We start from the raw sequence: 26,435 nt of genomic DNA, 5'->3' as shown, positions 1-26,435 counted from the left end.
TAGAAATAGCGCTGATAATTGTAAGAAATTAATTTTTATCTTTTTGGAAAGTGATAGTCCTACTTTGTAACGAGAATTAATGAGAAAAGCGATTATATCGCTTATTTGTCTAACCACATTGCAAATGTGGCTTTCGTTCATCCTAGTTGCAAAGGAGGACGATTAGTATTTTTTAGGATTCATTTTAGTGTGCCTGATTCTTAAAATCCTTATAATTTCATTTTCGTTTCTATAAGAAACTCTAAAATGATGTTTTTCAAAGGCACGGTAGGTTCCATCGTTGTCTTTTTTATATTGATCGGGCTTATATTTTTCAGGATGTTGAACTATATTTCCTACGGCATCGGTTAAGTCATTAACAACCTTTATTGCATTTTGGACAGACTCTATCCTAATATATTCAAAGATTTCTCTTAATTGTTTTTTTGCCGGTGTGGTCCAGACAATTTCAATATTGTTGGTTACCAACTTTTAATCTCATTTAATAATTCATCATGAGAGATGTAATTACCGTTTTTAAATTCATTTTCGGCTGATAATAATTCGCTATTATATTGTTCAAGACTTTGTTTAGGATTTTCTTTTTTACCTTTTATAAATGCCTTTAACATTTTAACAACAGAAGTCTTTTCGGCATCGTCTAGTTGAGTAAAATAATTAAGCATTTCGCTTTCTAAGATAGTTGCCATGATAGAATATTTATAGTCAAAAATAATTAAATTGATATTGATTAGCAAATAGTTGCGTAGGTTGAATGTAAACAAAAGTGTTGTTTTGTAACGAGGATTAATGAGAAAAGCGATTATATCGCTTATTTGTCTAACCACATTGCAAATGTGGCTTTCGTTCATCCTCGTTGCAAACGAGGACGATAACGCATGATAGTCTGTAAAACAGAAAAGCAATCCGTTTTGGATTGCTTTTCTTTATTTTAGTCATTTATACTGAAGCTCTTGCCTGCGCAGGCAAGAGCTTCAGTATGACTAATATTAATTAGTGTAACTCTAAAGTTTGTGCCCTGTCTGGTCCTACCGAAAGGAATTTGATTGGCACTTGCAATTCTTTTTCTAAGAAAGCAATGTATTCAGTCAGTTTAGCAGGGATTTCGTCAACCGAAGTAATTTTAGTTACGTCAGTAGCCCAACCATCAATTGCTTTTAAAACAGGTTTTGGTTCGATAGAAATGATATCATAAGGCATGTAATCAATCGTTTCGCCATTATATTCGTAGTGTGTACAAGCATAAATGGTATCAAAAGTATCCAAAACATCGGCTTTCATCATAATTAACTCGGTAACACCGTTTAACATGATGGCATATTTTAAGGCAGGAAGATCAATCCAGCCACAACGACGGGCACGGCCTGTAGTTGCGCCAAACTCATGACCTAAGGCACGTAAGTTCTCACCAACTTCATTATCTAACTCAGTAGGGAACGGACCACCACCAACGCGTGTACAGTAAGCTTTAAAAATGCCATAAACCGCACCAACTTTATTAGGGGCAATACCTAAGCCTGTACAAGCGCCTGCAGTTGTGGTATTGCTTGAAGTTACGAAAGGATAAGATCCGAAATCAACATCCAATAAAGTTCCCTGTGCACCTTCTGCTAAAACAGCTTTTCCTTCTTTCAGGTAACCGTTTACAAAGTGCTCGCTATCTACGTGTGGAATGGTTTTTAAGAATTCAATAGCTTCGAAGAAAGCAGCTTCTTTTTCGGCCAGTTCATATTCAAAACCTTCGTAGTGCGAAAGAATTTCAGTGTGTTTTTCTACCAGTTTGGCATAACGCTCTTTAAAATCAGGTAGGGTAGTATCGCCAACACGTAAACCATTACGGCCGGTTTTATCCATATAAGTTGGACCGATACCTTTTAAGGTAGAACCAATTTTGTTTTTACCCATGCGTGCCTCATTGGCTGCATCTAATAACTGGTGACTTGGTAAAATTAAGTGTGCTTTACGGGCAATAACCAGTTTGCCTTCTGCAACCGGATCATGACCAGCTTTTTTTAAATTATCTAATTCTCTTTTTAAGATAATAGGGTCTATTACTACACCATTTCCAATCAGGTTCATGGTTTTTTCGTTAAAAATTCCTGATGGGATGGTATTTAAAACGAATTTTTTGCCATCAAACTCTAAAGTATGTCCGGCATTTGGGCCGCCCTGAAAACGGGCTATAAGATCATATTTTGGACTTAGTACATCAACGATTTTTCCCTTTCCTTCATCGCCCCATTGCAGGCCGAGAAGTACATCTACTTGCGTCATTATTTAATAAATTAAGCTGGTTTTATTAGTATTATAATTTAATTTGTTTCCAGATTTGCTGCTGTAGCAGCACTTTCATTCACTTTGTTAGCCATGCTGCAATCAGAGCAAAAGCCATAAAGGTTTAACGAATGGTGCTTAACATCAAATTTTAAAAGATCACCAACCATGGTTTGGATCTGGTGAATACGCGGGTCGCAGAATTCTACTACTTTACCGCATTCGATACAGATTACGTGATCGTGCTGGCGGTAACCATAAGATTTTTCGAATTGCGCCATGTTTTTACCAAACTGGTGTTTGGTAACTAAATCGCATGAAACCAGTAACTCCAGCGTGTTGTAAACCGTTGCACGGCTAACGCGGTACTTTTGGTTTTTCATGTGGATGTACAGGGTTTCTACATCAAAGTGGTCGTTTCTTGAATATATTTCTTCCAATATAGCGAAACGCTCTGGTGTTTTACGTAGATTTTTGTTCTCTAAATAAGCTTCAAAAATCTTGCGAACGAGCTCATTTGTTTTTTGTTCAGACATAGTTTTTAAACTCCATTCAAAGGTAGTCAATTAGTTTGATTGTTCGAGGGTTAGATTGTTTAAATGTTGTAATAAGTCGGAGGTCGGCAAGGCTGAGGTCCGAAGTTCAGTCTGAAAATAGCGTATAAATACCATCTTGACTTCTGACTCCGGACTTCCGACTTTCGGACTAATTAAGCATCAAACCTCGTAACTCCGGTAACTCCTCTAACTTTTAGTAAATTTTTAATCAGGTTTTCTAAATGTTCGGTATCGTTTACGAAAATCATAATCGACCCATCAAAAATTCCTTCGTTGGTATCAACGGTAATCGAACGCATATTTACCTTAAAATCGGTAGAAATAACCCGGGTGATGTTGTTAATTAAGCCCACATCATCAATACCCACAATGCGTAAACCGGTTAAGAAAGTAAGTTCCTGTTGCTTGTTCCATTTGGCCTTAACTACTCTATAACCGTAATTAGACATGAGCTGAGCGGCATTCGGGCAATTGGTTCTGTGGATTTTTATCCCTTCGCTAACCGTTACAAAACCAAACACATCATCGCCAGGAATCGGATTACAACAAGCGGCAAGGGTGTAATCTATTTTCTGCTGATCTTCACCAATCAATAAAATGTCGTTTTCCGAGCCCTTTATTTTGTTTTTAACCATATCAACCGTTAGGTTTTCTGGTCGTTCAGGCGCACGGCTTTCTACTTCTTTTTCGCTCGACAGGTATTCTTTAATGTCTTTCAGCTCAATTTTACCTAAGGCAACATTTACGAAAAGCTCCTGTGTTGAAGGCAGTTTGAAGAAATAACTTAGTTTTTGAATGTTATCGGTATTGTAGGTGATTTTTAGCGATTTCATTTTTCGCTCTAAAATCTCCTTACCATTTTCGGCAATTTTCCGTTTTTCCTCTTTTAATGAAGATTTGATTTTTGATTTCGCCTTTGCGGTAACTACGGTATTGAGCCAGTCTTCTTTTGGTGTTTGCTTGCTTGAGGTAATGATTTCTACCTGATCGCCATTTTGCAGCTTGTAAGAAATAGGTACGAGTTTGTGGTTAACCTTGGCACCAATACAGGTTGCACCTACATCGGTATGGATTTCGAAAGCAAAATCTAAAGCGGTGGCGCCCAGCGGTAACTGGATTAAAGCACCTTTTGGGGTGAAAATGAAGATCTCATCAGAAAAGAGGTTCATTTTAAAATCATCAAGGAAATCTAAAGCATTGGCTTCAGGATTACTCAGCATTTCGCGTACTTTCTGAATCCATTGGTCAAGCCCGTTATCGTTGCTCGATTCTTTGTATTTCCAGTGTGCCGCGAAACCTTTTTCGGCAATTTCATTCATCCTTTGGGTACGGATTTGTACTTCTACCCACTGGCCACGCGGGCCCATTACTGTAGTGTGTAAACTCTCGTAACCATTTCCTTTTGGCGATGAAACCCAATCGCGCAAACGGTCGGGATTAGGGCGGTATAAATCAGTTACAATCGAATAGGCTTTCCAGCAATCGGCTTTTTCATTTTCAGGTGCCGAATCCAGGATAATGCGGATGGCAAAAAGATCGTACACCTCCTCAAATGGGATGTTTTTCTTTTTCATTTTATTCCAGATGGAATGGATAGATTTTGGCCGGCCATATACATCGGCAACCAGGCCTTGTTCGTGCACAATCTCATCAATCGGCTCTACGAACTTTTTGATAAACAGTGCCCGTTCTGCTTTTTTCTCGTTAAGTTTCTTGGCAATGAATTTATAGGTATCAGGGTCGAGATATTTCATGGAAAGATCTTCCAACTCTGATTTTATGGCATATAAACCCAAACGGTGGGCAAGGGGTGCATATAGATAAATGGTTTCGGATGCAATTTTAAGTTGCTTATGTCGGGGCATAAAATCCATCGTCCGCATGTTGTGCAGGCGGTCGGCCAGTTTAATCAAAATTACCCTTACATCATCTGCCAGGGTAAGCAGCATTTTCCTGAAGTTTTCGGCCTGTAAAGAGCTGTTGGTATCAAAAACGCCCGAAATTTTGGTTAAGCCATCTATAATTTTGGCGGTTTTCTTGCCAAATTCGCGTTCAATATCTTCGAGTGTAATGTCGGTATCTTCTACCACATCGTGCAGCAGCGCACACACAATAGAGGTAGTTCCCAAACCAATTTCTTCGGCGGCGATTTGTGCAACTGCAATGGGATGGTAGATATAGGGTTCGCCCGATTTACGGCGCATATCTTTATGGCTTTCGAGTGCCATATCAAAAGCTTTGCGGATTTCCTTTTTATCGCCCTTCTGTAAAGTAGATTTACTGGCGCGTAATAATGCCCTGTATCTTTTAAGAATCTCTTGCTTTTCTGCCTCTAAATCAATCACTAACTCTGTTTTCATTTGTATTTTTTGCGTAAAAATTGCGTCTTATTTATGAATAAAACTTATATTAGTTCTGTGGAACAACTAATATATGAAATAACACCTAACTTTGTAAAAGTATAAATTTATGAAAATTAAAGGGCTCTTTTTTCTTTGTATTGTAATGATTTATGGTGTTTCACTGCAGGCGCAGGAACCAGCTGCCCCGGTATTCCCTAAATTGGGTAAAAGCGATACAATAAGAGTAGCCTCTACAAATGATAATGGGATCATGATTCCATGGATGCAGTTGCAGGATGTGACGATATTCGCCCCGCGGATATGGAAATCGCCGGCCGAGCAGGCAGCTTATAACCGTTTAAGGTATAATGTGCTCAAGGTGATGCCTTATGCTTTGTTTGCTAAACGCAGGTATGAACAACTTGAGCAGGACTTAGCCAAAACGGCAGAAAAAAAGGAACAAAAACAACTGGTTAAACAATGTGATAAAGAAATTAAAGACATGTTTAACCGCGAAATAAAGGAACTGACGATTACCCAGGGACAGATTTTAACGAAACTGATTGATCGCGAAGTTGGCCGTACAACCTACGATATTGTAAAACAAACCAAAGGAGGTTTTGCCGCGTTTTCATATCAGATTGTTGCCCGTGTGGTTGGCCATAATTTAAAAAGCACTTACGATCCGACGGAGGATAGGGATATTGAATCCATTATCCGCACTTCGGGTTTTTATCAATAAAAAATAATGCAGGAAAGCATTCCGAATATTTATCCCTTCAAGGTTAAGAAAATTAATGGCCAAGATCAGCCTTTATCTGCCTACCGGAATAAAGTAGTACTCATCGTGAATACCGCATCAGCCTGCGGATTTACCCCGCAACTGAGAGAATTACAGCAATTAAAAGACGAAATCAATCATCCCGACTTCGAAATATTAGGTTTCCCGACCAACGATTTTGGCCAGCAGGAGCCCTTGGATGGTACCGATATCGCGTCCTTTTGCGAGGTTAACTATGGTGTTCAGTTCCCGGTTTTTGATAAAATAATGGTACGTGGAAAGCTGATGCACCCGCTTTACCAGTTTTTGAGCGATAAAAAACAAAACCGCAAACTGAGTTCGAAACCCCGCTGGAACTTTCATAAATACCTGCTAAACAGAAATGGCGAACTGGTAGATTTTTATTTGCCTTTTACCAAACCTTTAAGTACAAAAATCAAGAAGAAAATTCAGCAGCTGCTGAATCAAAATGCCCGTTAAAACTTATGAAATTAGATATATTAGTTATAGCCGTTCATCCTGACGATGCTGAGCTTTGCTGTTCAGGAACAATTTTAAAACATATTGCACAAGGTAAAAAGGTTGGTATTGTTGATCTTACCCGTGGCGAACTGGGTACACGCGGTACTGCCGAAACCAGAGATGAGGAAGCCGCAGACTCGGCTAAGATACTGGGCCTGCATGTACGCGAGAATCTGGGCATGCGCGATGGCTTTTTCCAGAATGATGAGTTTCATCGTTTAGAAGTGGTTAAAGTGATTAGAAAATACCAGCCGGAGATTATTTTAAGTAATGCTTTGGAAGATCGTCACCCAGACCATGGAAGGGCAGGGGATTTGGTTTTCGATTCGGTATTTTTATCGGGTTTGCCTAAAATTGAAACGGTTTTAAATGGTGTTAAACAGGAAGCACACCGCCCGAGGTTACTTTTACAATACATTCAGGACCGTTATTTAAGACCAGATATTATTGTTGATATCTCTGATCATATGGATACCAAAATCAAATCAATTCAGGCCTTTAAAACACAGTTTTATAATCCGGATGTGGCAGGTCAGCAGACCTATATCTCATCGCCCGAGTTTTTTGAAAGTGTAATTGGCCGTGCAAGGGAATTTGGAAAAAGCATAGCCGCTACTTTTGGTGAGGGTTTTACCTCGAGAAAATTATTGGGTGTTGATAACCTGTTTGATTTGAGATAATAAAGATTTGTCATTCTGAGCGCAGCGAAGAATCTTTGAGTTAAAAAGTAAGCTTGGCATAAAATAACTTTTAGTGTGTTCTCGTCTTCCCGTAATACGCTCAATAGGTTGTAGATTCTTCACCGCGTTCAGAATGACAAGCTACGTCGCCAACAAAACCGCGCCTTATTTGTTATTCTTAAAACGAATAATAATGGCGAATATATTTTCTTCTCTTAAAAACGCGTACAAGCTTTTTAAACATGTTGATTTTGATAAGTTAGATGCCTTGTCGAAAAAGGTCGATCTGCCTAAAATGGTCGAAACAATTTCTAACCTGGACGATAAACAAATCCAGGGGATGATGAAAATGATGGGCGGAGGGCAGAAAAAGAAAGAATTGCCACCTATTGAAGGCGATTTCTACCATTTAGGTGATGAAGCTTTAAAAGATGAAGACCGTGAGCTCCAATTAAAAGTGCGCGCCTTTTTAGAAAAGGAAGTTAAACCGATTGTAAACCAGTATTGGAACAGGGCTGAATTTCCTTTCGAAATTATTCCCAAACTTGCTGAACTGAATATTTGCGGATTAACCTATCAAGGGTATGGCTGCCCGGGTAAATCTAACCTGATGGAAGGTATCTTAGCTATGGAAATGGCGAGGATTGATACCTCTATTTCGACTTTTTTTGGTGTGCAAAGCGGTTTGGCTATGGGCTCCATTTATTTATGCGGATCGGAAGCGCAAAAGCAGCAATGGTTGCCCCTGATGCAGCAGTTTAAAATTATTGGGGCGTTTGGTTTGACAGAGCCAGAAGTAGGCTCAGCTGCTGCCGGAGGTTTAACTACAACCTGTAAAAAGGCAGGAGGGAAATGGGTTTTAAATGGTCAGAAAAAGTGGATTGGTAATGCAACTTTTGCCGATATACTGGTGATCTGGGCACGGGATGAAGAAGAAGGCGAGGTAAAAGGCTTTATTGTTAAAAAAGATAACCCAGGTTTTGCAGTAGAAAAAATGCAAAATAAAATGGCACTCCGCATTGTGCAGAACGGATTGATTACTTTAACCAATTGCGAGGTAGAAGAGGCAGATCGTTTGCAAAATGCCAACTCATTTAAAGATACCGCAAAGGTTTTACAGATGACCCGGGCGGGCGTAGCCTGGCAGGCGGTTGGTTGTGCCCGTGGAGCCTACGAAAATGCACTCGATTATACCCGCACGCGTAAACAGTTTGGGAAACCAATTGCTTCTTTTCAGCTGATTCAAAACCACCTGGTAGAAATGTTATCGAATTTAACGGCGATGCAGACCCTGTGTTTTCGTTTATCTCAACTGCAGGACCAGGGCTTACTGAAAGATGAGCATGCATCATTAGCTAAGGTTTTTTGCTCCTTACGTACGCGCGATGTAGTAAGCAAGGCACGTGAGGTAATGGGCGGTAATGGTATTTTGCTGGAGTATAATGTAGCCCGTTTTGTAGCTGATGCAGAGGCTATTTACTCTTATGAAGGTACCAAAGAGATTAATACGCTGATAGTTGGGCGGGCAATAACAGGTTTTTCGGCTTTTGTATAGCTGTAAACCTATGAGGTTTTGAAAACCTCATAGGTTTAATATTTAATAAGGATGCTTATTAAACGCCACCTGACTCATGGCGCTTTTTTCGTACAAGGCAATGCAATCTTTGTTAAAAACCGGATCGAAATTTACTTCGCCGGGTTGCAAGCTTTGCGGAACATTGGCATTTTGCATAAAGAAATACACTTTGGTATTGCCATATTTGGTATGGGGCATTAAATTGCCATAATCTTCCAACTCTTTCCAAACCGAATCTTTAACCGTTACCACGTAAATGCGTTGCACAGGTCCGGTATTGTTGGCGTTTCTGTACTTCACAATTTCTTTGAATCCAGCTTTCATATCCTCAATTCCGGGTTGATTAAAAGTATCTTTAACCATAAAGAAAACCAGAATTAAAACAATTGCGGTAATGGTATAAATAAGAGATTTTCTGCTCATGCCTACAATAAAGGCAATATTTTTTCCATAACAGTCAGGCCTTCGTCAATATGTTTTTGTTCAATGCAAAGTGCCGGACGGAAGCGAATGGTTTTTTCGCCGCATCCCAGAAACATCACGTTGTTTTCCAGTCCTTTGCTGATAAAATTATTGCGCATTTCTTTATTTGGGAAGTCAAAGGAACAAAGTAAGCCTCTGCCGCGCACATTGGTCATCTGATCGAAACGTTGCGCTAAATTTTCGAGTTGACTGCTTAAATAAGCACCCACTTTTGTAGCATTCTCGCAGAGTTTATCTTCTGCTATAATCTGAAGAATTTGCGTTGAACGTACCATATCTACTAGGTTACCGCCCCAGGTAGAGTTAATGCGGCTGGGTACCTTAAATACATTGGTTTCGATTTCGTCTATTTTTTTGCCAGCCAAAATACCGCAAACCTGCATTTTTTTGCCAAAAGCTAAAATATCGGGTCGTGCCTTTTCGCTAAAGTGCTGGTGACACCAGAATTTGCCTGTTAAGCCAACACCGGTTTGTACTTCATCGTAAATTAAACAAGCTTCATTTTCATCGGCGAGTGCTTTTAACTGGATTAAGAATTCTTCGCGCAAATGGTTATCGCCACCTTCCGATTGGATCGGCTCAACAATAATGGCACAGATCTCATCTTTATTGTCGGCAAATGCCTTTTTAATCTGGGCTATAGTTGTTGCTTCAGTTTCGATAGCACGGGATAGGTTATCGCCCGATTGTGGGAATTTAACCTCCGGAACCGAAACCCTGGGCCAATCGAACTTGGCAAACCATTTGGTTTTATCGGGTAGCGTATTGGTTAAACTCAATGTGTAACCTGTTCTGCCATGAAACGCCCTTTCGAAATGCAGTACCTTAAAGCCTTTTTCGCTGGTATACCCTTTGGCAAAGTTCTTTTGCACTTTCCAGTCCATGGCTACTTTAAGCGCATTTTCTACCGCTAAACCACCACCTGCGATAAAAAAAGCATGGTGCAGGTAATCGGGGATACCCACTTCGGAGAAAGTTTCTACAAATTGGGCGTATTGCTGGGTATAAACATCAGAGTTTGATGGATTGGCCAATGCAGCCTGAAAAAGACTTTGTTTAAAGGCTTCATCATTGATCATTTTGGGGTGATTGTATCCTAAGGGAACAGATGCAAAACAGGTGAAAAAATCGAGCAGGGTTCTGTTATATTTCGAATCGTAGATATAGGCCCCATGACTCTTTTCCATATCATAGGTAAGATCGAAACCATCAGCTAAAATGTGCTTACTTAACGATTCACTAACGCGGTTTGCAGGTACTGTTAATTGATACATAAACTTGGTTTTGGTATAATCCAAATTTAGTAAAATGTGCCTGAAATTAAAATTTAAGCACTTTTTGAACCTGTAAAGCAAAAAATAGGTTTAAACAGTTTAAAGTATGTTTATAGACAAATTTGTGTTTTGGACTTCACAGATGTGGAAAACTTTTTTGCTAAAACTCCATCAAGAGGTTTTCGTTTGTCTACTTTTTCGGTTGGGTATTTCGGTAAAATTGGGGAAGAACCAGCTTCCTTAAAATATGCACCCGGGAGCATGTTCAACTCCAGTTTTTCTTCAGATTTGAATTTTAGTTTTGCAGCAAATCCCGAATTATGATCCAGGACAAAGCGATGCTTCTAAACCAGGTTGAAGTTTTTATCAAAGATATTTACAACAACCGTTTGCCTCAGGGGATGTATTTTCATAATTTTGAACATACCCTCCTGGTAGTAGAGGGCGTACAATTGATTTCCAGACAGGAGGGCTGTACAGAAGAAGAAAAGCTGGTTTTGATACTTGCCGCTATGCTTCATGATATTGGTTATGCTAAGCTTTATCTCGGCCATGAAGAGGTGGGGGCTAAAATGGCAGTAGAATTTCTCAATGAATTAAACGTTGATGAAGACATTATATCCCAGGTAACAAGCTGCATCATGGCTACCCGGTACCCGCAGAAACCAGGTTCTAAACTAGAATATATTATCTGTGATGCCGATTTTTATCATTTTTCACTTGAGGATTACCTATATTATGCAGACCGATTGAAAAAGGAATGGGAGGAAAAGCAGGATATCCGTTTTTCAGCACAGGAGTGGGATGAGCTTAACCTAAAACTGTTATCAACGCACGAATATTTCACCGGCTATGGAAAGACAAAACTTCAGCAGGAAAAAATGCTCAATATTGAAAAATTAAAAAGCAGGCTTGGCAAGTAGGTGATAACTATCGATAATTAAAACCAATACATAAAATGAAAATACTGGTAATAGAAGATGAACAGGCCTTGCTGGAGAGTATTCTCGATTACTTTAAAGGTGACGGAAATATCTGTGAACATGCTTCAGATTTTTCTGCTGCGGTAGAAAAGATATCGCTTTATTCTTATGATTGCATTTTATTGGATCTGGGTTTACCGGGAGGAGAGGGGCTCGATATCCTGACCCGGTTAAAGGAACTGAAAAAAAACGATGGGGTATTGATTATTTCGGCAAGGCATTCTCTGGATGACCGTTTGGCCGGACTTGATCTGGGTGCAGATGACTATCTGGTTAAGCCTTTTCACCTTTCTGAACTTAAATCCCGCGTTACCGCAATTGTGCGTAGAAAAAATTTTAACGGAGAAAACCAGATCCAGTTTCAGGAGATCAAGGCAGACCTGGGTGCCATGAAGGTAGAAATCAGGGGGCAGGTGGTTCCGCTTACCAGAAAAGAGTTTGAATTATTGGTTTATTTCCTGTCTAACAAAAACAAAGTGGTAAGCAAGAATGCGATGGCCGAACATCTTTGGGGCGATGAAATGGACATGTCTGACGATTTTGATTTTATCTATACCCATGTTAAGAATCTGAGAAAAAAACTAATAGAGGCAGGAGCGGGCGATTATCTGCGTTCTGTTTATGGAATAGGATATAAGTTTACCGATCAATGAAACTCGCGACCAATTACAACCGGGTAAATATTGTTACCTCCACTGTTGTGCTCATCTGTACCGGAATTGTCTATTACTTATTCATCCACTCCATACTCACCGACAAGCTCGACAAGGATCTTGTTGTGGAAGAAGATGAAATACAGCAATATGTAGCCACCTACCATAAACTTCCGTTACCGGCCAGTTTCATCAATCAACAGGTTGCCTATTCCGTGTTTGATCCCAGCCAACCGGAGCGTGAATTGCGTTACACCAGCTATATCGATCCCAAGGATAAGGACGAAGAGCCTGGGAGAAGTCTGTTTACCACGGTAAAGGTGGGAGAGGTGACCTATCGGGTTGTAATTACCAAATCGAGGGTTGAGGCCGAAGACCTGGTACGCGTTATCCTGTTGATTACGCTGGGCGTATCGCTGTTGCTGCTAACCGCACTTTTACTGATCAACCGGTTTTTCTTCAACCGGCTTTGGAAACCTTTTTACTCGATTCTTCAAAAAATGAAATCTTTTGAGGTGACCAGAATGACGGGTATCAGAGAAGAGTCTACCAGTATCGACGAGTTCATTGAGCTGAATGCCTCGGTAAATGCCATGGCCGAAAGGGTACACCGGGATTATCGCGAGCTTAAAAGTTTTACCGATAATGCTTCTCACGAGATGATGACCCCATTGGCAGTAATCAATTCCAAACTGGATTCACTGCTTCAGACCGAGGAATTTACCCTGAGACAGGGAGAACTCCTGCAGGATATTTATCAGGCCACCGGTAGGCTGTCCCGACTCCACCAGTCATTGCTTTTGCTTGCCAAAATTGAAAATAACCTCATTCCGGATATACAGCAGATAGATATGGCTGTTCTCGCCAGTTCAAAACTCAGACAGTTTCAGGAACTTTTTGAAAAAGATGATCTGCAGATAACAGCTGATATCGACAAATTGGAAGTACGGATGAGTAAATATCTTGCGGATATACTCCTTAATAATCTGATCAGCAATGCGGTGAGGCATAATATAAAAGGCGGAAGCATTGAGGTCTCACTAAAAGGAACGATGCTAACCGTTTCCAATACCGGAAATGCCGAGAAGCTTGAAAGCAACTCCTTTGACAGATTCGCGAAATCGTCACATTCGGAAGGAATGGGCTTAGGGCTTGCCATCACCAGGCAGATCTGCAATCTTTACCATTTTGATCTTGGTTATGCATACCACGATAACAGGCATTTTTTTTCAATAAATTTTAGTTCAGTCAGTTAACTACAGAATTGCTCCAAAATTGGTTTCTAGTTTTGATTAAAAATAAATGACTATGAAACATTTTTTTGGAATTTTGGCCATTGCGGTATGTGCAACAACCGCGGCTAAGGCACAAAAGTTAAGCACTGAGAAAGTGCCTGCACCCGTAAAAGCAGCCTTTGAAAAACTGCATCCACATACCAGGGTAAACTGGGAAATGGAGAAAAAAAACTATGAAGCAGGTTTCACTGCAAATGGTAAAGAAACTTCTGAGGTTTATAATGCTGGTGGCTCCCTGCTGGAAACCGAAGTAGCTATTAAAGTCTCTGAACTTCCTGCAAGCGTTCAATCGAAACTTAAAGGCATGAAAGTTGCCGAGGTCGCTAAAATTACCAAAGCCGACGGTTCGGTTAACTATGAGGCAGAGGTGAAGGGAAAGGATCTGTTGTTTGATCCAAACGGTAATCCAGTAAAACCTTAAGGCCATGGGTAGATTCTTCCTGAGTTTTGTCCTGCTTACAGGACTCTCTTTAAACCTGTCGGCGCAGTCAACAGACAGTGTTACCACTGCTCAGCCTGATACCCTGGGTAAATGGTATGCAGGTAAACCAATCCCTAAACAACATTTTAAACCCGCAGCGTTCATCGCTCCCGTTATTCTGGCAGGCTACGGTTTTGCCAGTGTTTATGATCACGGGGCATTAAAACAGCTAGATGAGAGCACCAGGGCCGAACTGCAGGAAGATCACCCTTTATTTGCCGCCCACGTTGATGATTACCTGCAATTTGCTCCCGCTGCGGCAGTTTATGCCCTGAACCTTTCGGGAGTAAAAGGCAAGCACAACCTCTTTGATGCTTCTATGCTGTACCTTACTTCCGGCCTGATTATGGGTGCCTCTACGCATTTTGTCAAGCAGGGGGTAGGACGCATGAGACCAGACGGAAGCGGTTATAATTCTTTCCCGTCCGGCCATACCGCCTCGGCTTTTATGGCAGCAGAATTTCTTCATCAGGAATATAAGGATACTAACCCATGGATTGGCTATGCCGGGTATTTTGTGGCCACCGCAACAGGCGGCTTACGGATGTACAACAACAAACACTGGTTCAGCGACGTGGTTGCCGGGGCGGGCTTCGGAATTGCCTCAACCAAAATTTCTTACCTGATCTATCCCTATATCAAAAGCCTTTTCAACGGCAAAAAAACGGCTAAGTTCACCCTGATGCCTTACTATGGTCAGGGTGCATCGGGACTGATGCTTGCAGGTAAACTCTAATATTCACCATTATAAACCCGGCCCATTTGGTGCTGGGTTTTTTTATACCTATTGTTATGTTTAAAAAGCTATCCGGCGATTTGCTTTTGAAAATGCTTCTTCCGGTTTTACTGATCCGGCTCATTTCCATTTTTGTTATGGGGCCAATGCCACAGGATGCCTATTATTTTTTTTATGCCCAGCATCCTGCGCTTTCTTACTTCGATCATCCACCTGCAATTGCCTATCTGCTTGGCGGGTTTACTGCATTGTTGGGAAAGCAGGTATATGTCATCAAGTTGGCAGATTCGTTGCTCACTGCAGGTACAGTCATAGCACTTTACCAGCTTTCAAAAAGATTTTATCCGGGAGAGAATTCCAGAAAAGTGATCCTGCTCTTTTTAAGCACGCTAATGGTTAGTATCCTCTCTCTGGTCTCTACGCCCGATACCCCTTTGCTTTTTTTCTGGACCCTATCGCTAATTGCACTGCACGACGCTATCTTCGCTTCCAAAAAATATAGCTGGATTATTGCCGGGATTTTAATGGGGCTGGCTTTTGACAGCAAGTACACTGCTGTGTTTATTCCTGGTGGGGTGTTCTTATTTCTTCTGTTATCAGCTTCAAAAAGGAAATTTTTATTGACAATCTGGCCCTGGTTATCCCTGCTGCTGATGATTTTGGTATCTGCTCCAGTTATCATTTGGAACATGAACAATCATTTTGCTTCATTTGCCTTTCAGGGATCGCAACGTATACAGGCAGCTTCGGCCTTTGCACTCAAGCCTACCTATGTACTTGGCCTCATCGGGCACCAGATGGCACTTCTGATTCCGGTCGCACTCATCGCAATAATATGGGCTGTTGTTCGGGTTTTTAAAATCCATAGCACCCATTTTAAGGAAATACCTGTAAAAACAATCTTTTTACTCTCTTTTTTCCTACCCATTTTTCTGACTTTTCTTTTGTTATCGCCAATTTATTGGATCAAGATCAATTGGATGATGCCGGCTTATATCACCGGGGTAATACTCGCTGGCGCTGTGATCAAAGAAAAATGGCTAAAGATTCAGCTGGCCTTATCCCTGGTGGTACATGTGGCACTGCTGGTCGAAATCATCTTTTATCCTTTTCCGATACGCTCGGATGATACCTGGGTGGGATGGAAAGCGCTTGCCGAAAAAACGGCCTTGCTGGCAAAGCGATATCAGACTGATTTTGTTTTCTCTGCCGACAGTTATAAAACAGCGGCAGAACTGAACCTGTATAGCCCCGAATTTGTATACGGGCAGAATATAATTGGCGAACATGCACTCCAGTTTGATTTTATAGGAACCAATCTTAACACATTGAAAGGGAAAGATGCACTTTTTTTAGACTCGGATCCACACTTGAGCAACGGTACTAGTGAGGAGAGTTCAAAACTACACTTATACTTCGAACAGGTGAAGGAATTAAGCCCAATCATCATTGAATTTCAGGGGCGCCCGGTAAGAAAATTCCATTTATTTCTTTGTAAAGGATATCGGCCGCCTCAAAAAGGGTTAACTACAGAATTACTTCATAATTGAGCACTAGATTTACATGATAAAATAGCATAGCAATAATGAAAATATTAGCTAATTCTACCCTGATCGTTTTGATAGCAGCTATTGGCCTTGGAAAAGCCAGGGCACAGCAAATACCCAAAGATCTCGGCTTCTTTCTCTCCCAGGCAAAATCATCAAGCCCACTGCTCAAAGACCTTAGCAACCAAAGGAAGTCGTTGGCCATTGATAGTATGGTTACCCGGGCTACTGCCGGGCCACAACTCAGTGCAAACGGAGCAGGGCTATATGCACCAGTTGTGCATGGCTATGGCTACGATGAGGTGATTACCAATGGACAGGCATTGGAAGGCTATCTCAGTCTGAATTATGATCTGCTGAATAAAAAGCGGGTACAAAACCAGCTCGAAGGAATAAAACTCCAGGGAGATTCTATCCGCTACGCCGGAAAGCTTTCTACATTTGACCTCGAACGTACGATTACCGACCAGTACCTTTTGGCTTATGCCAGTCAGGAGCAGCAACGCTTCAGCAGCGAAGTAGTTTCCCTGCTGCAAAAGGAGGATGCGCTGCTAAAGACCCTCACCAGGACCAATGTTTACAAACAGTCTGAATATCTGACTTTTCTGGTTACCCTTCAGCAGCAGCAGCTCGCAGAAAAACAAGCTGAAATACAATACCGGAACGATTATGCAACGCTTGCATATATGGCTGGTATGCAGGATACCACGAGGACCAGGTTGCAGGAACCGAAACTTCAGGATACCCAACTTTTAGAAAACCGGACTTTCTTTATGAAAAAGTTTGAGCTGGACAGCATGAGGAACGATAACCTGAAAAAAGGGATCGACCTCAATTACAGGCCTAAACTTGGCGTTTATGCCAATGGAGGATACAGCTCGTCGCTGGTATTGCAACCCTACAAGAATTTTGGGGCAAGCGTAGGTTTTACCTTTTCAGTTCCGATTTATGACGGACACCAGCGTAAAATGCAATATCAAAAGCTGCAGATATCGGGCGAAACCATAAATGCCTATCGCGATTTTTTCTCTTCGCAACAGCGCCAGCAGCTCCAGCTCATCCGCCAACAAATTAGCCAGACCAATGGTCTTTTTAATAAAATAAACGAGCAGATCAAATTCAGCAAGGGCCTGATCGAAGTAGACAGCAGACTGCTTCATACAGGTGACCTGAGAATAGCTGATTTCATTATCGCAATAAACAATTACATGTCTGCACAAAGCCTTTACCGCCAGACGATGATAAATAAACTTAAGCTGATCAATCAATACAATTACTGGAACAAATAAAATGAAAATGAACAGAACGTTATATTCTACAACATACTTACTGTTTACAGGATTAGCCATTTTTCTCCTATCAGCCTGTAAAGGAAATGCAGACCCTGCAGCGGTGGAAGATACCCCCTCAACAGTCACACCTGTGCAGGTTACCGGCATAACGGACAGCACGATGCAGGAGACCATTGAGCTATCGGCAGTTTCTGCCTACCTGGAAAAAAGTTTCGTCAAAGCCAATATCAACGGTTATGTATCTGCTGCAAATGTCCGTACCGGAGAACAGGTGGGCCGTGGCCAGCTACTTTTTAGCCTGCTTACCAAAGAAGCCCGGTCTATCGGCAATGCTGTAAACAAGCTTGATCCGGGCTTTAAATTTTCGGGTGTTTCTGCCATCCGTGCCGATGCTGCCGGCGTGGTGGTTCAGGTGAATCACCAGAAGGGAGATTATGTTCAGGACGGGGAAGCAATGGCGACGATCAGTAACCGCAACAGTCTGGTATTTCTGCTCGACCTGCCTTATGCACTGAACCAAATTATTACACAGAACAAAGTGCTATCGGTATTGCTTCCAGATGGAACCAGCCTTCCCGGAACCGTTTCCGGCACCATGCCGGCTGTGGATTCACTGGCCCAGACCCAGCGCTATATCATTAAGGTAAATGCTTCGAAAGATATTCCTGAAGGGCTTATTGCTAAAATAAAACTGACCAAGCTTTCGCATCCATCCGCCCAGGTTGTGGCCAAATCTGCTGTGCTTTCCAATGAAACTGAGGATGAGTTTTGGATCATGAAACTCATCAACGATTCTACTGCGGTTAAAGTGAATGTGAAAAAAGGCATTGAAAGCGACAGGCTGATAGAAATTTTAAACCCGCGGCTGAATAAAAATGACAGGATCATCAGCTCGGGCAATTATGGTTTGGCAGACACCGCTAAGGTGAAAATACAGAAATAGCCATGAAGAATTTTTTTGTTGCCCATAAAAACTCCATCCTTGCCGTAATCATCATCGTGCTTATCGGCGGAACCTATTCATTCTTTCAGCTCAAAACAGGATTATTTCCGGAAATCACTTTTCCAAAGATTAAAATCATTGCAGATGCAGAACTACAGCCGGTAGATAAAATGGTGGTAACGGTAACCCGTCCGCTGGAAAATGCAGTAAAGCAGGTGCCAGACCTTCAGCTTATCCGCTCTACAACCAGCCGCGGAAGCTGCGAGATTTCTGCTTTTATGAATCCCGGGGCTGATATCGACCTCAGCCAGCAAAGGATTGAATCGCAGATCGCCAAAATAAACGGTACCTTGCCTCCTGGGCTGAATATCTCGGTCGAAAAGATGAATCCCTCTATTCTTCCGGTAAGCGGCTATACGCTGGAGAGCCATAGTTATTCTCCTGCCGAGCTCAAAAAAATCGCCACCTTTACTGTAAAGCCTTTCCTCTCGCAGGTTGCAGGGGTTTCCGAGATACGGATCATAGGCGGGAAAACACGCGAACTCTGGATGGAACTGGATATGCAGGCCATGCAGACTTTGGGCATTACGCCCGATCTGATCAACCAGGTGCTTACCCAGACCAATTTTATCAAATCAAACGGCTATCTTTCTGATAATAACTTTCTGTACCTTTCGGTAACCGATGCTTCGGTAAAGTCGAAAGCTGACCTGGAAAATCTCGTGCTGACCAGAAGGGGTAACCGAATCGTAAGGGTATCTGACATTGCCAAAGTCAATTTCCAGCAGAGCGTGGAGTATACCCGTATTAATGCCAACGGAAAAGACGGTATTCTGGTTGCAGTAATCAAACAGCCCAATGCGAACCTGGTAGATCTTTCTGCCCAGATGAGTGCCAAGGTTACGGCATTAAAGGGCGTGCTGCCTGCAGGGGTTACCATCAAGCCTTATTACGTTCAGGCAGATTTCGTTAATGAATCGGTAAGAAGTGTAAAAGACAGTCTGTTTATCGGTTTGGCGCTGGCCATCATTGTGGCCATTATTTTCCTGCGTTCGCTGAAGGCCAGTGCAACCATACTGATCACTATACCAGTAACCTTGTGCCTTAGCGTAATTGTGCTCTATGGCATTGGTTATTCGCTTAATATCATGACCCTGGGCGCTATTGCTGCTGCTATAGGACTGATTATCGATGATGCCATCGTAGTTGTGGAGCAGATCCACCGTACCCATGAGGAGCACCCTGAAGTACCCACAGTAAGACTTTTAGGTAAAGCCATTCGCTACCTGTTTCCGGCTATGTTAGGCTCATCAATCAGTACGATAGTGATTTTTATCCCATTTGTACTGATGACTGGAGTAGCCGGATCCTATTTCCAGGTAATGACCAATACCATGATCATTACGCTCGTATGCTCGTTCTTTGTAACCTGGATTTGCCTTCCTGTGATCTATCTTTTGCTGACGCGGAATGCCCATAAGGGAACAACAGGGAAACAGACCATCACCCACGAAGTGAAAGCGCAGAACTGGGTAGGGTATTTCATCACGAGGCCCTATATGAGCTATATTTTTCTTTTGCTGCTGGTTTGTTCCATTGCGCTGGTGTTCCCAAGGCTACAGACCGGATTTTTACCGGAAATGGATGAAGGCAGTATTGTACTGGATTACTCTTCGCCACCGGGTACCTCTCTGGAAGAAACCGACCGGATGTTAAGGGAAGTAGAAAAAGAAATTGTTAAAATACCCGAAGTGGCAGCATATTCGCGCCGTACAGGAACACAAATGGGATTTTTTATTACAGAACCCAATACAGGTGATTATCTGATTCAGTTAAAACCCAATCGTAAGAAGACAACAGATGAGGTAATTGCAGAGATTCGTCAACATATTGAAAGCACCCAGCCGGCACTGGTGGTAGATTTCGGGCAGGTGATAGGCGATATGCTCGGTGATTTGATGAGCTCAACCCAGCCTATCGAGATCAAGGTTTTTGGAAGCGATCCGGTGAAGCTTAAGAGTCTTTCGAAACAGGTGGCCTCAATAGTATCCAAAGTGCCGGGTACAGCAGACGTATTCGATGGTATCGTACTTTCAGGACCAACGGTAACTGTAACCCCGAATTATGCTGCACTTGCACAATACGGCATCACGCCTGTAGTATTCCAGCAGCAGTTACAAACGGCCATGCAAGGCACTCTGGTAGGTGATATGTACGATAAACAGCAACTTTCGCCCATTCGTATGGTTTATCCCGGCAGTCGTAAATTCGGAACTGCCGATATTCAGCAGCTCAAAATATTCCTTGCCGACGGTACAGCAATTCCCATCACCAATTTAGCAGTAGTGGACCTAAAAGCCGGAAGTGCGGAAGTGGAGCGGGAGGACCTGCAAACCATTGGAGCCATTTCTGCGAGGCTGGATAACCGTGATTTGGGCAGTGTGATGAAGGATATTCAGGCATCGATAAAAACTAATATCAATCTTCCCTCGGGTTACCATATTGAGTATGGCGGCGCCTTTCAGGAACAACAAAAATCCTTTTCAGAGCTGCTGACTATTCTCATTGCCTCCAGTTTGCTGGTTTTTACCGTGATTCTCTTTCTGTTCCGTGATTTCAGGATAGCTTTTATGATTTTGCTCATTTCTGTATTGGGTATATCAGGCAGTTATCTGGCCTTGCTCATTACCGGCACACCTTTGAATGTGGGCAGCTATACCGGACTGATTATGATTGTTGGGATCATTGGCGAAAATGCTATTTTCACCTTTTTACAGTTCAGGGAATCGCTCCATGAGAAAGAAAAGGATGAAGCGATTATTTATGCCATATCAACCCGTTTAAGGCCAAAACTGATGACTGCTTTGGGTGCCATTATTGCGCTCATGCCTTTAGCACTAGGTATAGGTGCCGGAGCGCAGCTGCACCAGCCACTGGCTATTGCGGTAATCGGAGGTTTTGTGGTCGCCATGCCGCTATTGCTTATTGTACTGCCAACGCTCATCAGAAAGTTTTACAGCATACAACATACACACCATGAATGGCTTGATGATTGAAAATAAGCGCCCAAAATACCTGCGCTATCTTCTTTTTATCTCAGCTATTGGTTTCCTGGGATTAACAGCCATGGTTGTCATTTATCCTCCTACTGAAATCGATAAATGGTTTTCTTTAGCAATCCAGGAACATTCCTGTCCGCTTTTTGACGGGTTTATGTTTGCCGTAAGTATGGTAGGTTACATGCACATCACTATTCCCGTGGTACTATGTACTGCCCTCATTTTTCTGCTTTGTGGTTACAGGCGGGAGGCACTGTTTACTGCGCTTACGCTTTGCTCTGGGCTGATCAGCTCAGTAGTCAAATATTTTGTCAACAGGCCGCGCCCAACCAGCGACCTGGTCAGGGTAATAGAAATTACCCGCCAACAAAGTTTTCCGAGCGGACATGTGATGTTCTACACCGTTTTTTTCGGCATGTTAATCTACCTCATGTACCGGTTAAAGCAACTTCCGGGGGCAATTAGACTACCAGTATCTATCCTATCAGCATCAATGATTATACTGATATCCATTTCCCGGATTTATCTCGGTGCCCACTGGCTTACCGATGTGCTTGCAGGTTATCTGCTTGGGTTTTTATTCCTCAATTTACTCATCTGGCTATACCGCCAAAATGAGCAGCGTACCTTACTAAATATCAAATAAAATGAAAACAAAATTAATTGCAACCCTACTGCTAACAGCTTCTACGCTTGCCAGCCTAGCTCAAAGTAAGCATTCAATCTCGGTTCTGGCTACCCACAACATCAATAGCGAGGGAGGTTGGGACTACCTCAGTGTAGACAATAAGAATAATAACATTTTCGTATCGCATGGCAACCAGGTAAATGTGCTGAGCCTGGTAGGTGGAGATTCGGTCGGAATTATCCACAATACAATGGGCGTTCATGGGATAACTGTGGTGAACGCTCAGGGTAAAGGCTATACCACTAATGGAAAAGCTGGAACCTGTACCGTTTTCGATCTCAAAAATTTCATGGTTCAGGGAGAAATCAAAGTAGGATCAAATCCTGACGCTACCTTTTATGATGATTTTTCAGGAAAAATAATTGTATTTAATGGAAAAAGTCACGATGCGAGTATCATTGACCCCTTATCGGATAAAGTGGTGGCAACCATTCCGCTAGGTGGTAAACCTGAAGCAGGTGTATCAGACGGCAAAGGGAAAATATTCGTTAATATTGAAGATACGGGTGAAATCGTATGCTTTGACAGCAGAACCTTTAAAGTGCTTTCCAGGTATAAACTTCAGGGTGGAGAAGAACCCTCAGGCCTGGCAATAGACAGATCAACCTCCAGACTTTTTACTGTCTGTGCTAACAAGGTGATGCTCATTTTGGATGCCAAAACCGGAAAACAGGTAAAGACTATTCCCATTGGAGAAGGTTGTGACGGCGTTGTCTTCGATCCTTTTTCCAAAACGATTTTTTGCGCTAACGGCGAGGGAACGGTTACAGTAGTTAAAGAACTAGCTGCGGATAAATTCGTTGTACAACAGAACGCAAAATCTGCGCGTGGAGCCAGAACCATCGCTTTAGACCCTGTCACCCACCATATTTTCCTTCCTACAGCAGATATTAAAGAAAGCAAAGATTCAGCTGGTAAACCACAACGTGTTCCTGGAACTTTCCGGGTGCTGGAGATGGGAGAGTAACTGGTGCCGCGGTGTCGCTTACAATCAGAACCTGTTGCAGGTCAATGAAACACTGATCTGCAACAACACAGTTTAAAGTATGTTTATAAACAAATTCGTGCTTTAGACTTCACAGAAGTGGAAAGCTTCTCGTTTAAAATTTTGTCCGATTGTATCTTGTTTTTACAGTTTACCCGGAATTATTTAAAACTTAATCGATAACTTTTCAGATACCAGTACATTATCTTTATAATACTCAAAAAACCAGTTTCCGTCTTTTTTTAATACGATACCATTGGTGCTGCTGTTGCTGGCTATAAAGTAATCGGCAACAGTTGTTTTGAGTAGGGTGAGTACTATTTTGGGGGTCGAATCAATTAACTGGTAGCCATTGTTAATGCCTTGCGCATATAAAAGTGCTTCAGCCTGTTTGGTTGTGGCTGTTGCAGGTTGATTAACGGGGGCAGGAGCAGCTGTCTTTACTTCCTGAACCGGGTTTACAGGCGTTGCATTTACTACAGTAGTGCTGCCCGCTTCGTAATGTAAATCGCCGAAAGAGCTAAAAGCATCTCTCATAGCAGCATTGTACGATTGTTTGTATTCTTTTTCCCTGCTTTTGCCTTCTTTACTTTTGAGTACAACATTGCCTTTACAATCTTTAAGCAAAATGGTCAGGTTGGTAACAAACATGCTGTTGTGTTCCTCCACTTCAACTACCAAAGCCCTGCACCTGTCGGTTGCAATTTCTGAAGGTATTTCAGTGTTATCGTAATATACTGTAAAGCCTTTATCTTCAAAAAGTGCTTTGGCTAGTACATTTAAGTTATATTGATTGGGTTGTTTAAGAAAACTGAATTTTTCGGGTACAATTAAATATTTGTAATTAACGGTATTCGACTGTCCTTTTGCTGCAAAAGAAAACGCCAAAAGAAAAATGAAAAAATATGTTTTCATAACGGTTGTTGCTGTGGGGGATTAGATTCTGGTTCAAGTTATGCAATGATACAGAGAAAATCAAATTTGACTGAAGTCGTAATGAAATAAACGCACCTTTTGATGCCATGTTACTTGTTTTTCAAAAGTGTATAAATATGGGTATTACATCTATTAATTGATAGTGTTGATCTATTTTCCTCGCATTAGATCAGAATGAGCAATATATTTATACCAAGAATCAAATCAACGGGACGATTTAGAAATCTTATTTAGGCTCCACAGCAATGTGGGGCCTTTTTATTTATTTGTTAGTCATAATATCTACGGCTTAAAACTTATCCTTCATCCCAAATAAACCCATTAAACCACCAGTATGAATCGCCAGAATGCGTTCGTCGCGGTGCAACTGTCCTTTTTTTTCTAAATCGCTAATGGCATAAAACATTTTTGCGGTGTAAACGGGATCTAAAAGTAAGCCAGTTTGGGCGGTGAACATTTTGATAAAATGAATGAGCTCCGGAGTGGTTTTGGCGTAACCGCCGAAGTGGTAATCTAAATGCAGCGCTAATTGTTTATCTGTTGTTGTGTACCTAGCGATTTCGTCTGCTATAAATCCGCCACCTTTTAAAACCGGTACAACATGAAGTTTGGCAGCAAGTTGTTGCTGCTGAATGCCTTTAAGTAACCCTGCGGCTGTAGTGCCTGTTCCGGCTGCGCAAAAAATATGATCGTAGGTTTCGGTTAGCTCACCAATTATTTCTGCACAACCAAGCGTAGCTTCTGCCGATGCGCCACCTTCATCTACAAAATAAGCTTCAGCGTTGTTTGCAAAATGACTTTCAAAAAGCTGGTGCTTATCGCGGTAACTTTCGCGGTCGGTAAAAATCAGTTCCATGCCGAATAAGCTGCATAGCAACAGCATTTCGTTTTTTACCGTTTCACCGCGTACAAAAGCTGTAGCTTTTAAACCCGATCTTGCTGCGGCAGCCGCAGTGGCCACCAGATGATTGGAATAAGCCCCGCCAAAAGTTACCAAGTGTGTTTTGTTTTCAGCCTTTGCTTTAGCCAGTATGTATTTCAGCTTGCGCCATTTATTGCCCGAAATGTAAGGGTCGATCAGGTCATCGCGCTTTACAAAAAGATTGTTAAAAGGCGCCAGGACTATTTTTTGTACAGGGCTGTATATTTCTTCGAACACGCGTAAAAATAAAAAACACCTGATGTATTTCAGGTGTTTTTAAGAAATAATATCGCTGAAAGGCGCTTATTTGCCAATCCCTAAACCTATACCTGCATTAACCATGCTGTATTTAGCCTGGGTGTAAGAGCCGTAAAATTTAAAGAAGCCGAATTTTAACTGGAAACCTAAGCTCCCTCTCAGCCCATCAATATCAGTTTGTTTAACCGATACAGGGTCAACATAGGTGGCATTGGTTCCACCATCGGTAAACTGATAAGTACCTAAGGCTTTTAAATTGGTGTTTGAAGTTTGGTAACCTACGCTGGCAAAAGGAGTGAAAAATAGGATTTGCTTCGAAACAATGGCATCGAAATTCACACCATTAAATTTGGCATCAATCCGTTGGTCAGAATTAGCCGAGTTATTGATATTTAGCGGCAGGTTATATTTATATTGGGTAAAACCTCCTGCTATGGCAACATCTACCGGAAACAGCTTTTCAGCGGTTGAGCCCATAAATAAAGGTAAAAGTTCAACCTTTGCACCAAAACCAATCATTGATAAGCTTCCTAAATCGCTGCCCAGTTTTATTTTAGGCATGGCCCTTAAAGTAACATCGATATTTTTTGGCAAGCCCAGCGTTGCCTGTATTTGTGCTGCCGGTACCACATGGAAACCTACACCCTGGGGCAGGTTAAAAAATTTACCTGTTGGAATACCGCTACTGGTATAAATTTGCATTTTGCCGCCTTCATGGTCATCGCCAAAAGCAGTTGGGCCAATTGAAGAAGCACCAGGAGCTGGTTTAATGTTACCCAAACCCAAGGTATTTACATCGTAACTTCTGCCCGATTGCGGTACAAAAGAAGCCGAAGCCGATACACGCACTTCGAATTTTAAAAAGCCTTTGGATTTGGCGGTATTCGTCCAGCCATCGGTTAAACCCAATCCTAAACCTTTGTACAAAGGATCGAAATAGGCGTTAATTAATTTGGTCGCATCGGCTGGTCCTGACACAAATAAGCTCCCCACATCCTGTTGGGCACTGGCTTTTTGGGCGGTTGCCAATAACAATAAGGCACATAATGCCTTTAAAGCGTAGCATTTTTTCATATATAATAATTTGATTTAGAGTAAAGATAAAGCTGTTTTTTGCAAAACTGTAATCATTAAACAATTCTTGCTGTTAAAAGTTTATTTTTGCACC

25 protein-coding genes are annotated in these 26,435 nt (G+C 41.9%); 15 read left to right on the top strand and 10 right to left on the bottom strand.

The annotated features are described in order from the left end of the window. Positions 1-162: 162 nt before the first annotated feature. The 5 genes from OC25_RS20395 to OC25_RS20375 form a co-directional block, all read right to left on the bottom strand. The gene (locus tag OC25_RS20395) at positions 163-468 is read right to left on the bottom strand and encodes a type II toxin-antitoxin system RelE/ParE family toxin (protein ID WP_245222104.1); all 306 of its coding nucleotides are present in this window, start codon (positions 466-468) and stop codon (positions 163-165) included. Then, on the bottom strand, positions 462-689 hold the full coding sequence (locus tag OC25_RS27995) for a hypothetical protein (protein WP_143009650.1): 228 nt from the start codon (positions 687-689) through the stop codon (positions 462-464). Before OC25_RS27995 ends, OC25_RS20395 begins: the two co-directional genes overlap by 7 nt. Before the next feature lie 304 nt (positions 690-993). Further along, the gene (locus OC25_RS20385; RefSeq protein ID WP_039479908.1) at positions 994-2,274 is read right to left on the bottom strand and encodes an adenylosuccinate synthase; all 1,281 of its coding nucleotides are present in this window, start codon (positions 2,272-2,274) and stop codon (positions 994-996) included. 38 nt (positions 2,275-2,312) lie between these two features. Beyond that, positions 2,313-2,810, bottom strand: a complete 498-nt coding sequence (locus OC25_RS20380) for a Fur family transcriptional regulator (protein ID WP_039479907.1) — start codon at positions 2,808-2,810, stop codon at positions 2,313-2,315. 173 nt (positions 2,811-2,983) lie between these two features. Then, positions 2,984-5,191, bottom strand: a complete 2,208-nt coding sequence (locus OC25_RS20375) for a RelA/SpoT family protein (protein ID WP_039479906.1) — start codon at positions 5,189-5,191, stop codon at positions 2,984-2,986. A gap of 109 nt (positions 5,192-5,300) precedes the next feature. On the opposite strand from OC25_RS20375, the gene OC25_RS20370 reads away from it, so the two are divergent. The 4 genes from OC25_RS20370 to OC25_RS20355 all read left to right on the top strand — a co-directional run bounded on the left by OC25_RS20370 (position 5,301) and on the right by OC25_RS20355 (position 8,711). Beyond that, the gene (locus OC25_RS20370) at positions 5,301-5,915 is read left to right on the top strand and encodes a DUF4294 domain-containing protein (protein ID WP_039479905.1); all 615 of its coding nucleotides are present in this window, start codon (positions 5,301-5,303) and stop codon (positions 5,913-5,915) included. A gap of 6 nt (positions 5,916-5,921) precedes the next feature. Then, entirely contained in the window at positions 5,922-6,434 is a 513-nt protein-coding gene (locus OC25_RS20365; RefSeq protein WP_039479904.1) for a glutathione peroxidase, read from the top strand. Positions 6,435-6,439: 5 nt separating this feature from the next. Next, positions 6,440-7,156, top strand: coding sequence for a bacillithiol biosynthesis deacetylase BshB1 (gene bshB1, locus OC25_RS20360; RefSeq protein ID WP_039479903.1), 717 nt, complete (start codon positions 6,440-6,442; stop codon positions 7,154-7,156). Between the two features lie 193 nt (positions 7,157-7,349). After that, positions 7,350-8,711: an acyl-CoA dehydrogenase family protein gene (locus OC25_RS20355; protein WP_039479902.1), complete on the top strand. Its 1,362-nt coding sequence runs from the start codon at positions 7,350-7,352 to the stop codon at positions 8,709-8,711. A 42-nt stretch (positions 8,712-8,753) separates the two neighbouring features. On the opposite strand, the gene OC25_RS20350 is transcribed toward OC25_RS20355, so the two are convergent. Both OC25_RS20350 and lat read right to left on the bottom strand, forming a co-directional pair. Continuing rightward, entirely contained in the window at positions 8,754-9,155 is a 402-nt protein-coding gene (locus OC25_RS20350; RefSeq protein ID WP_039479901.1) for a hypothetical protein, read from the bottom strand. A gap of 2 nt (positions 9,156-9,157) precedes the next feature. Further along, entirely contained in the window at positions 9,158-10,489 is a 1,332-nt protein-coding gene (gene lat, locus OC25_RS20345) for an L-lysine 6-transaminase (protein ID WP_039479980.1), read from the bottom strand. A gap of 320 nt (positions 10,490-10,809) precedes the next feature. On the opposite strand from lat, the gene OC25_RS20335 reads away from it, so the two are divergent. Genes OC25_RS20335 through OC25_RS20285 form a run of 11 tightly spaced genes read left to right on the top strand, consistent with a single transcriptional unit; the run spans position 10,810 to position 23,133 of the window. Beyond that, positions 10,810-11,412 (top strand): HD domain-containing protein, encoded by a 603-nt coding sequence (locus tag OC25_RS20335; RefSeq protein ID WP_052266348.1) that lies wholly within the window; start codon positions 10,810-10,812, stop codon positions 11,410-11,412. A 35-nt stretch (positions 11,413-11,447) separates the two neighbouring features. Beyond that, positions 11,448-12,125 (top strand): response regulator transcription factor, encoded by a 678-nt coding sequence (locus tag OC25_RS20330; protein ID WP_039479899.1) that lies wholly within the window; start codon positions 11,448-11,450, stop codon positions 12,123-12,125. After that, positions 12,122-13,381 (top strand): sensor histidine kinase, encoded by a 1,260-nt coding sequence (locus OC25_RS20325; RefSeq protein ID WP_039479898.1) that lies wholly within the window; start codon positions 12,122-12,124, stop codon positions 13,379-13,381. Before OC25_RS20330 ends, OC25_RS20325 begins: the two co-directional genes overlap by 4 nt. 52 nt (positions 13,382-13,433) lie before the next feature. Beyond that, entirely contained in the window at positions 13,434-13,841 is a 408-nt protein-coding gene (locus OC25_RS20320) for a PepSY-like domain-containing protein (protein ID WP_052266347.1), read from the top strand. A gap of 4 nt (positions 13,842-13,845) precedes the next feature. Further along, positions 13,846-14,637: a phosphatase PAP2 family protein gene (locus tag OC25_RS20315; protein WP_052266346.1), complete on the top strand. Its 792-nt coding sequence runs from the start codon at positions 13,846-13,848 to the stop codon at positions 14,635-14,637. A gap of 56 nt (positions 14,638-14,693) precedes the next feature. After that, positions 14,694-16,187 (top strand): ArnT family glycosyltransferase, encoded by a 1,494-nt coding sequence (locus OC25_RS20310; RefSeq protein WP_052266345.1) that lies wholly within the window; start codon positions 14,694-14,696, stop codon positions 16,185-16,187. A gap of 35 nt (positions 16,188-16,222) precedes the next feature. Beyond that, on the top strand, positions 16,223-17,473 hold the full coding sequence (locus tag OC25_RS20305) for a TolC family protein (protein WP_039479897.1): 1,251 nt from the start codon (positions 16,223-16,225) through the stop codon (positions 17,471-17,473). Positions 17,474-17,480: 7 nt separating this feature from the next. Beyond that, positions 17,481-18,419, top strand: coding sequence for an efflux RND transporter periplasmic adaptor subunit (locus OC25_RS20300; RefSeq protein ID WP_039479975.1), 939 nt, complete (start codon positions 17,481-17,483; stop codon positions 18,417-18,419). Positions 18,420-18,421: 2 nt separating this feature from the next. Further along, positions 18,422-21,475, top strand: coding sequence for an efflux RND transporter permease subunit (locus OC25_RS20295; protein ID WP_052266343.1), 3,054 nt, complete (start codon positions 18,422-18,424; stop codon positions 21,473-21,475). After that, positions 21,468-22,124, top strand: coding sequence for a phosphatase PAP2 family protein (locus tag OC25_RS27060; RefSeq protein WP_167335420.1), 657 nt, complete (start codon positions 21,468-21,470; stop codon positions 22,122-22,124). Before OC25_RS20295 ends, OC25_RS27060 begins: the two co-directional genes overlap by 8 nt. Before the next feature lies 1 nt (position 22,125). After that, positions 22,126-23,133 carry a YncE family protein gene (locus OC25_RS20285; RefSeq protein WP_039479896.1) on the top strand — a complete coding sequence of 336 codons (1,008 nt, stop codon included), beginning with the start codon at positions 22,126-22,128 and terminating at the stop codon, positions 23,131-23,133. 183 nt (positions 23,134-23,316) lie between these two features. On the opposite strand, the gene OC25_RS20280 is transcribed toward OC25_RS20285, so the two are convergent. From OC25_RS20280 to OC25_RS20270, 3 genes are all read right to left on the bottom strand, one after another. Beyond that, on the bottom strand, positions 23,317-24,066 hold the full coding sequence (locus OC25_RS20280; RefSeq protein WP_039479895.1) for a hypothetical protein: 750 nt from the start codon (positions 24,064-24,066) through the stop codon (positions 23,317-23,319). Between the two features lie 310 nt (positions 24,067-24,376). After that, positions 24,377-25,246, bottom strand: a complete 870-nt coding sequence (locus OC25_RS20275; protein ID WP_052266341.1) for a 1-aminocyclopropane-1-carboxylate deaminase/D-cysteine desulfhydrase — start codon at positions 25,244-25,246, stop codon at positions 24,377-24,379. A gap of 66 nt (positions 25,247-25,312) precedes the next feature. After that, positions 25,313-26,341, bottom strand: coding sequence for a DUF6588 family protein (locus tag OC25_RS20270; protein WP_039479893.1), 1,029 nt, complete (start codon positions 26,339-26,341; stop codon positions 25,313-25,315). Between the last annotated feature and the right edge of the window lie 94 nt (positions 26,342-26,435).

The organism is Pedobacter kyungheensis (assembly GCF_000812965.1).
GTDB classification, from domain to species: domain Bacteria; phylum Bacteroidota; class Bacteroidia; order Sphingobacteriales; family Sphingobacteriaceae; genus Pedobacter; species Pedobacter kyungheensis.
The sequence above is the reverse complement of the archived record's forward strand: the minus strand, read 5'-3'. Positions and strand labels throughout refer to the sequence as shown.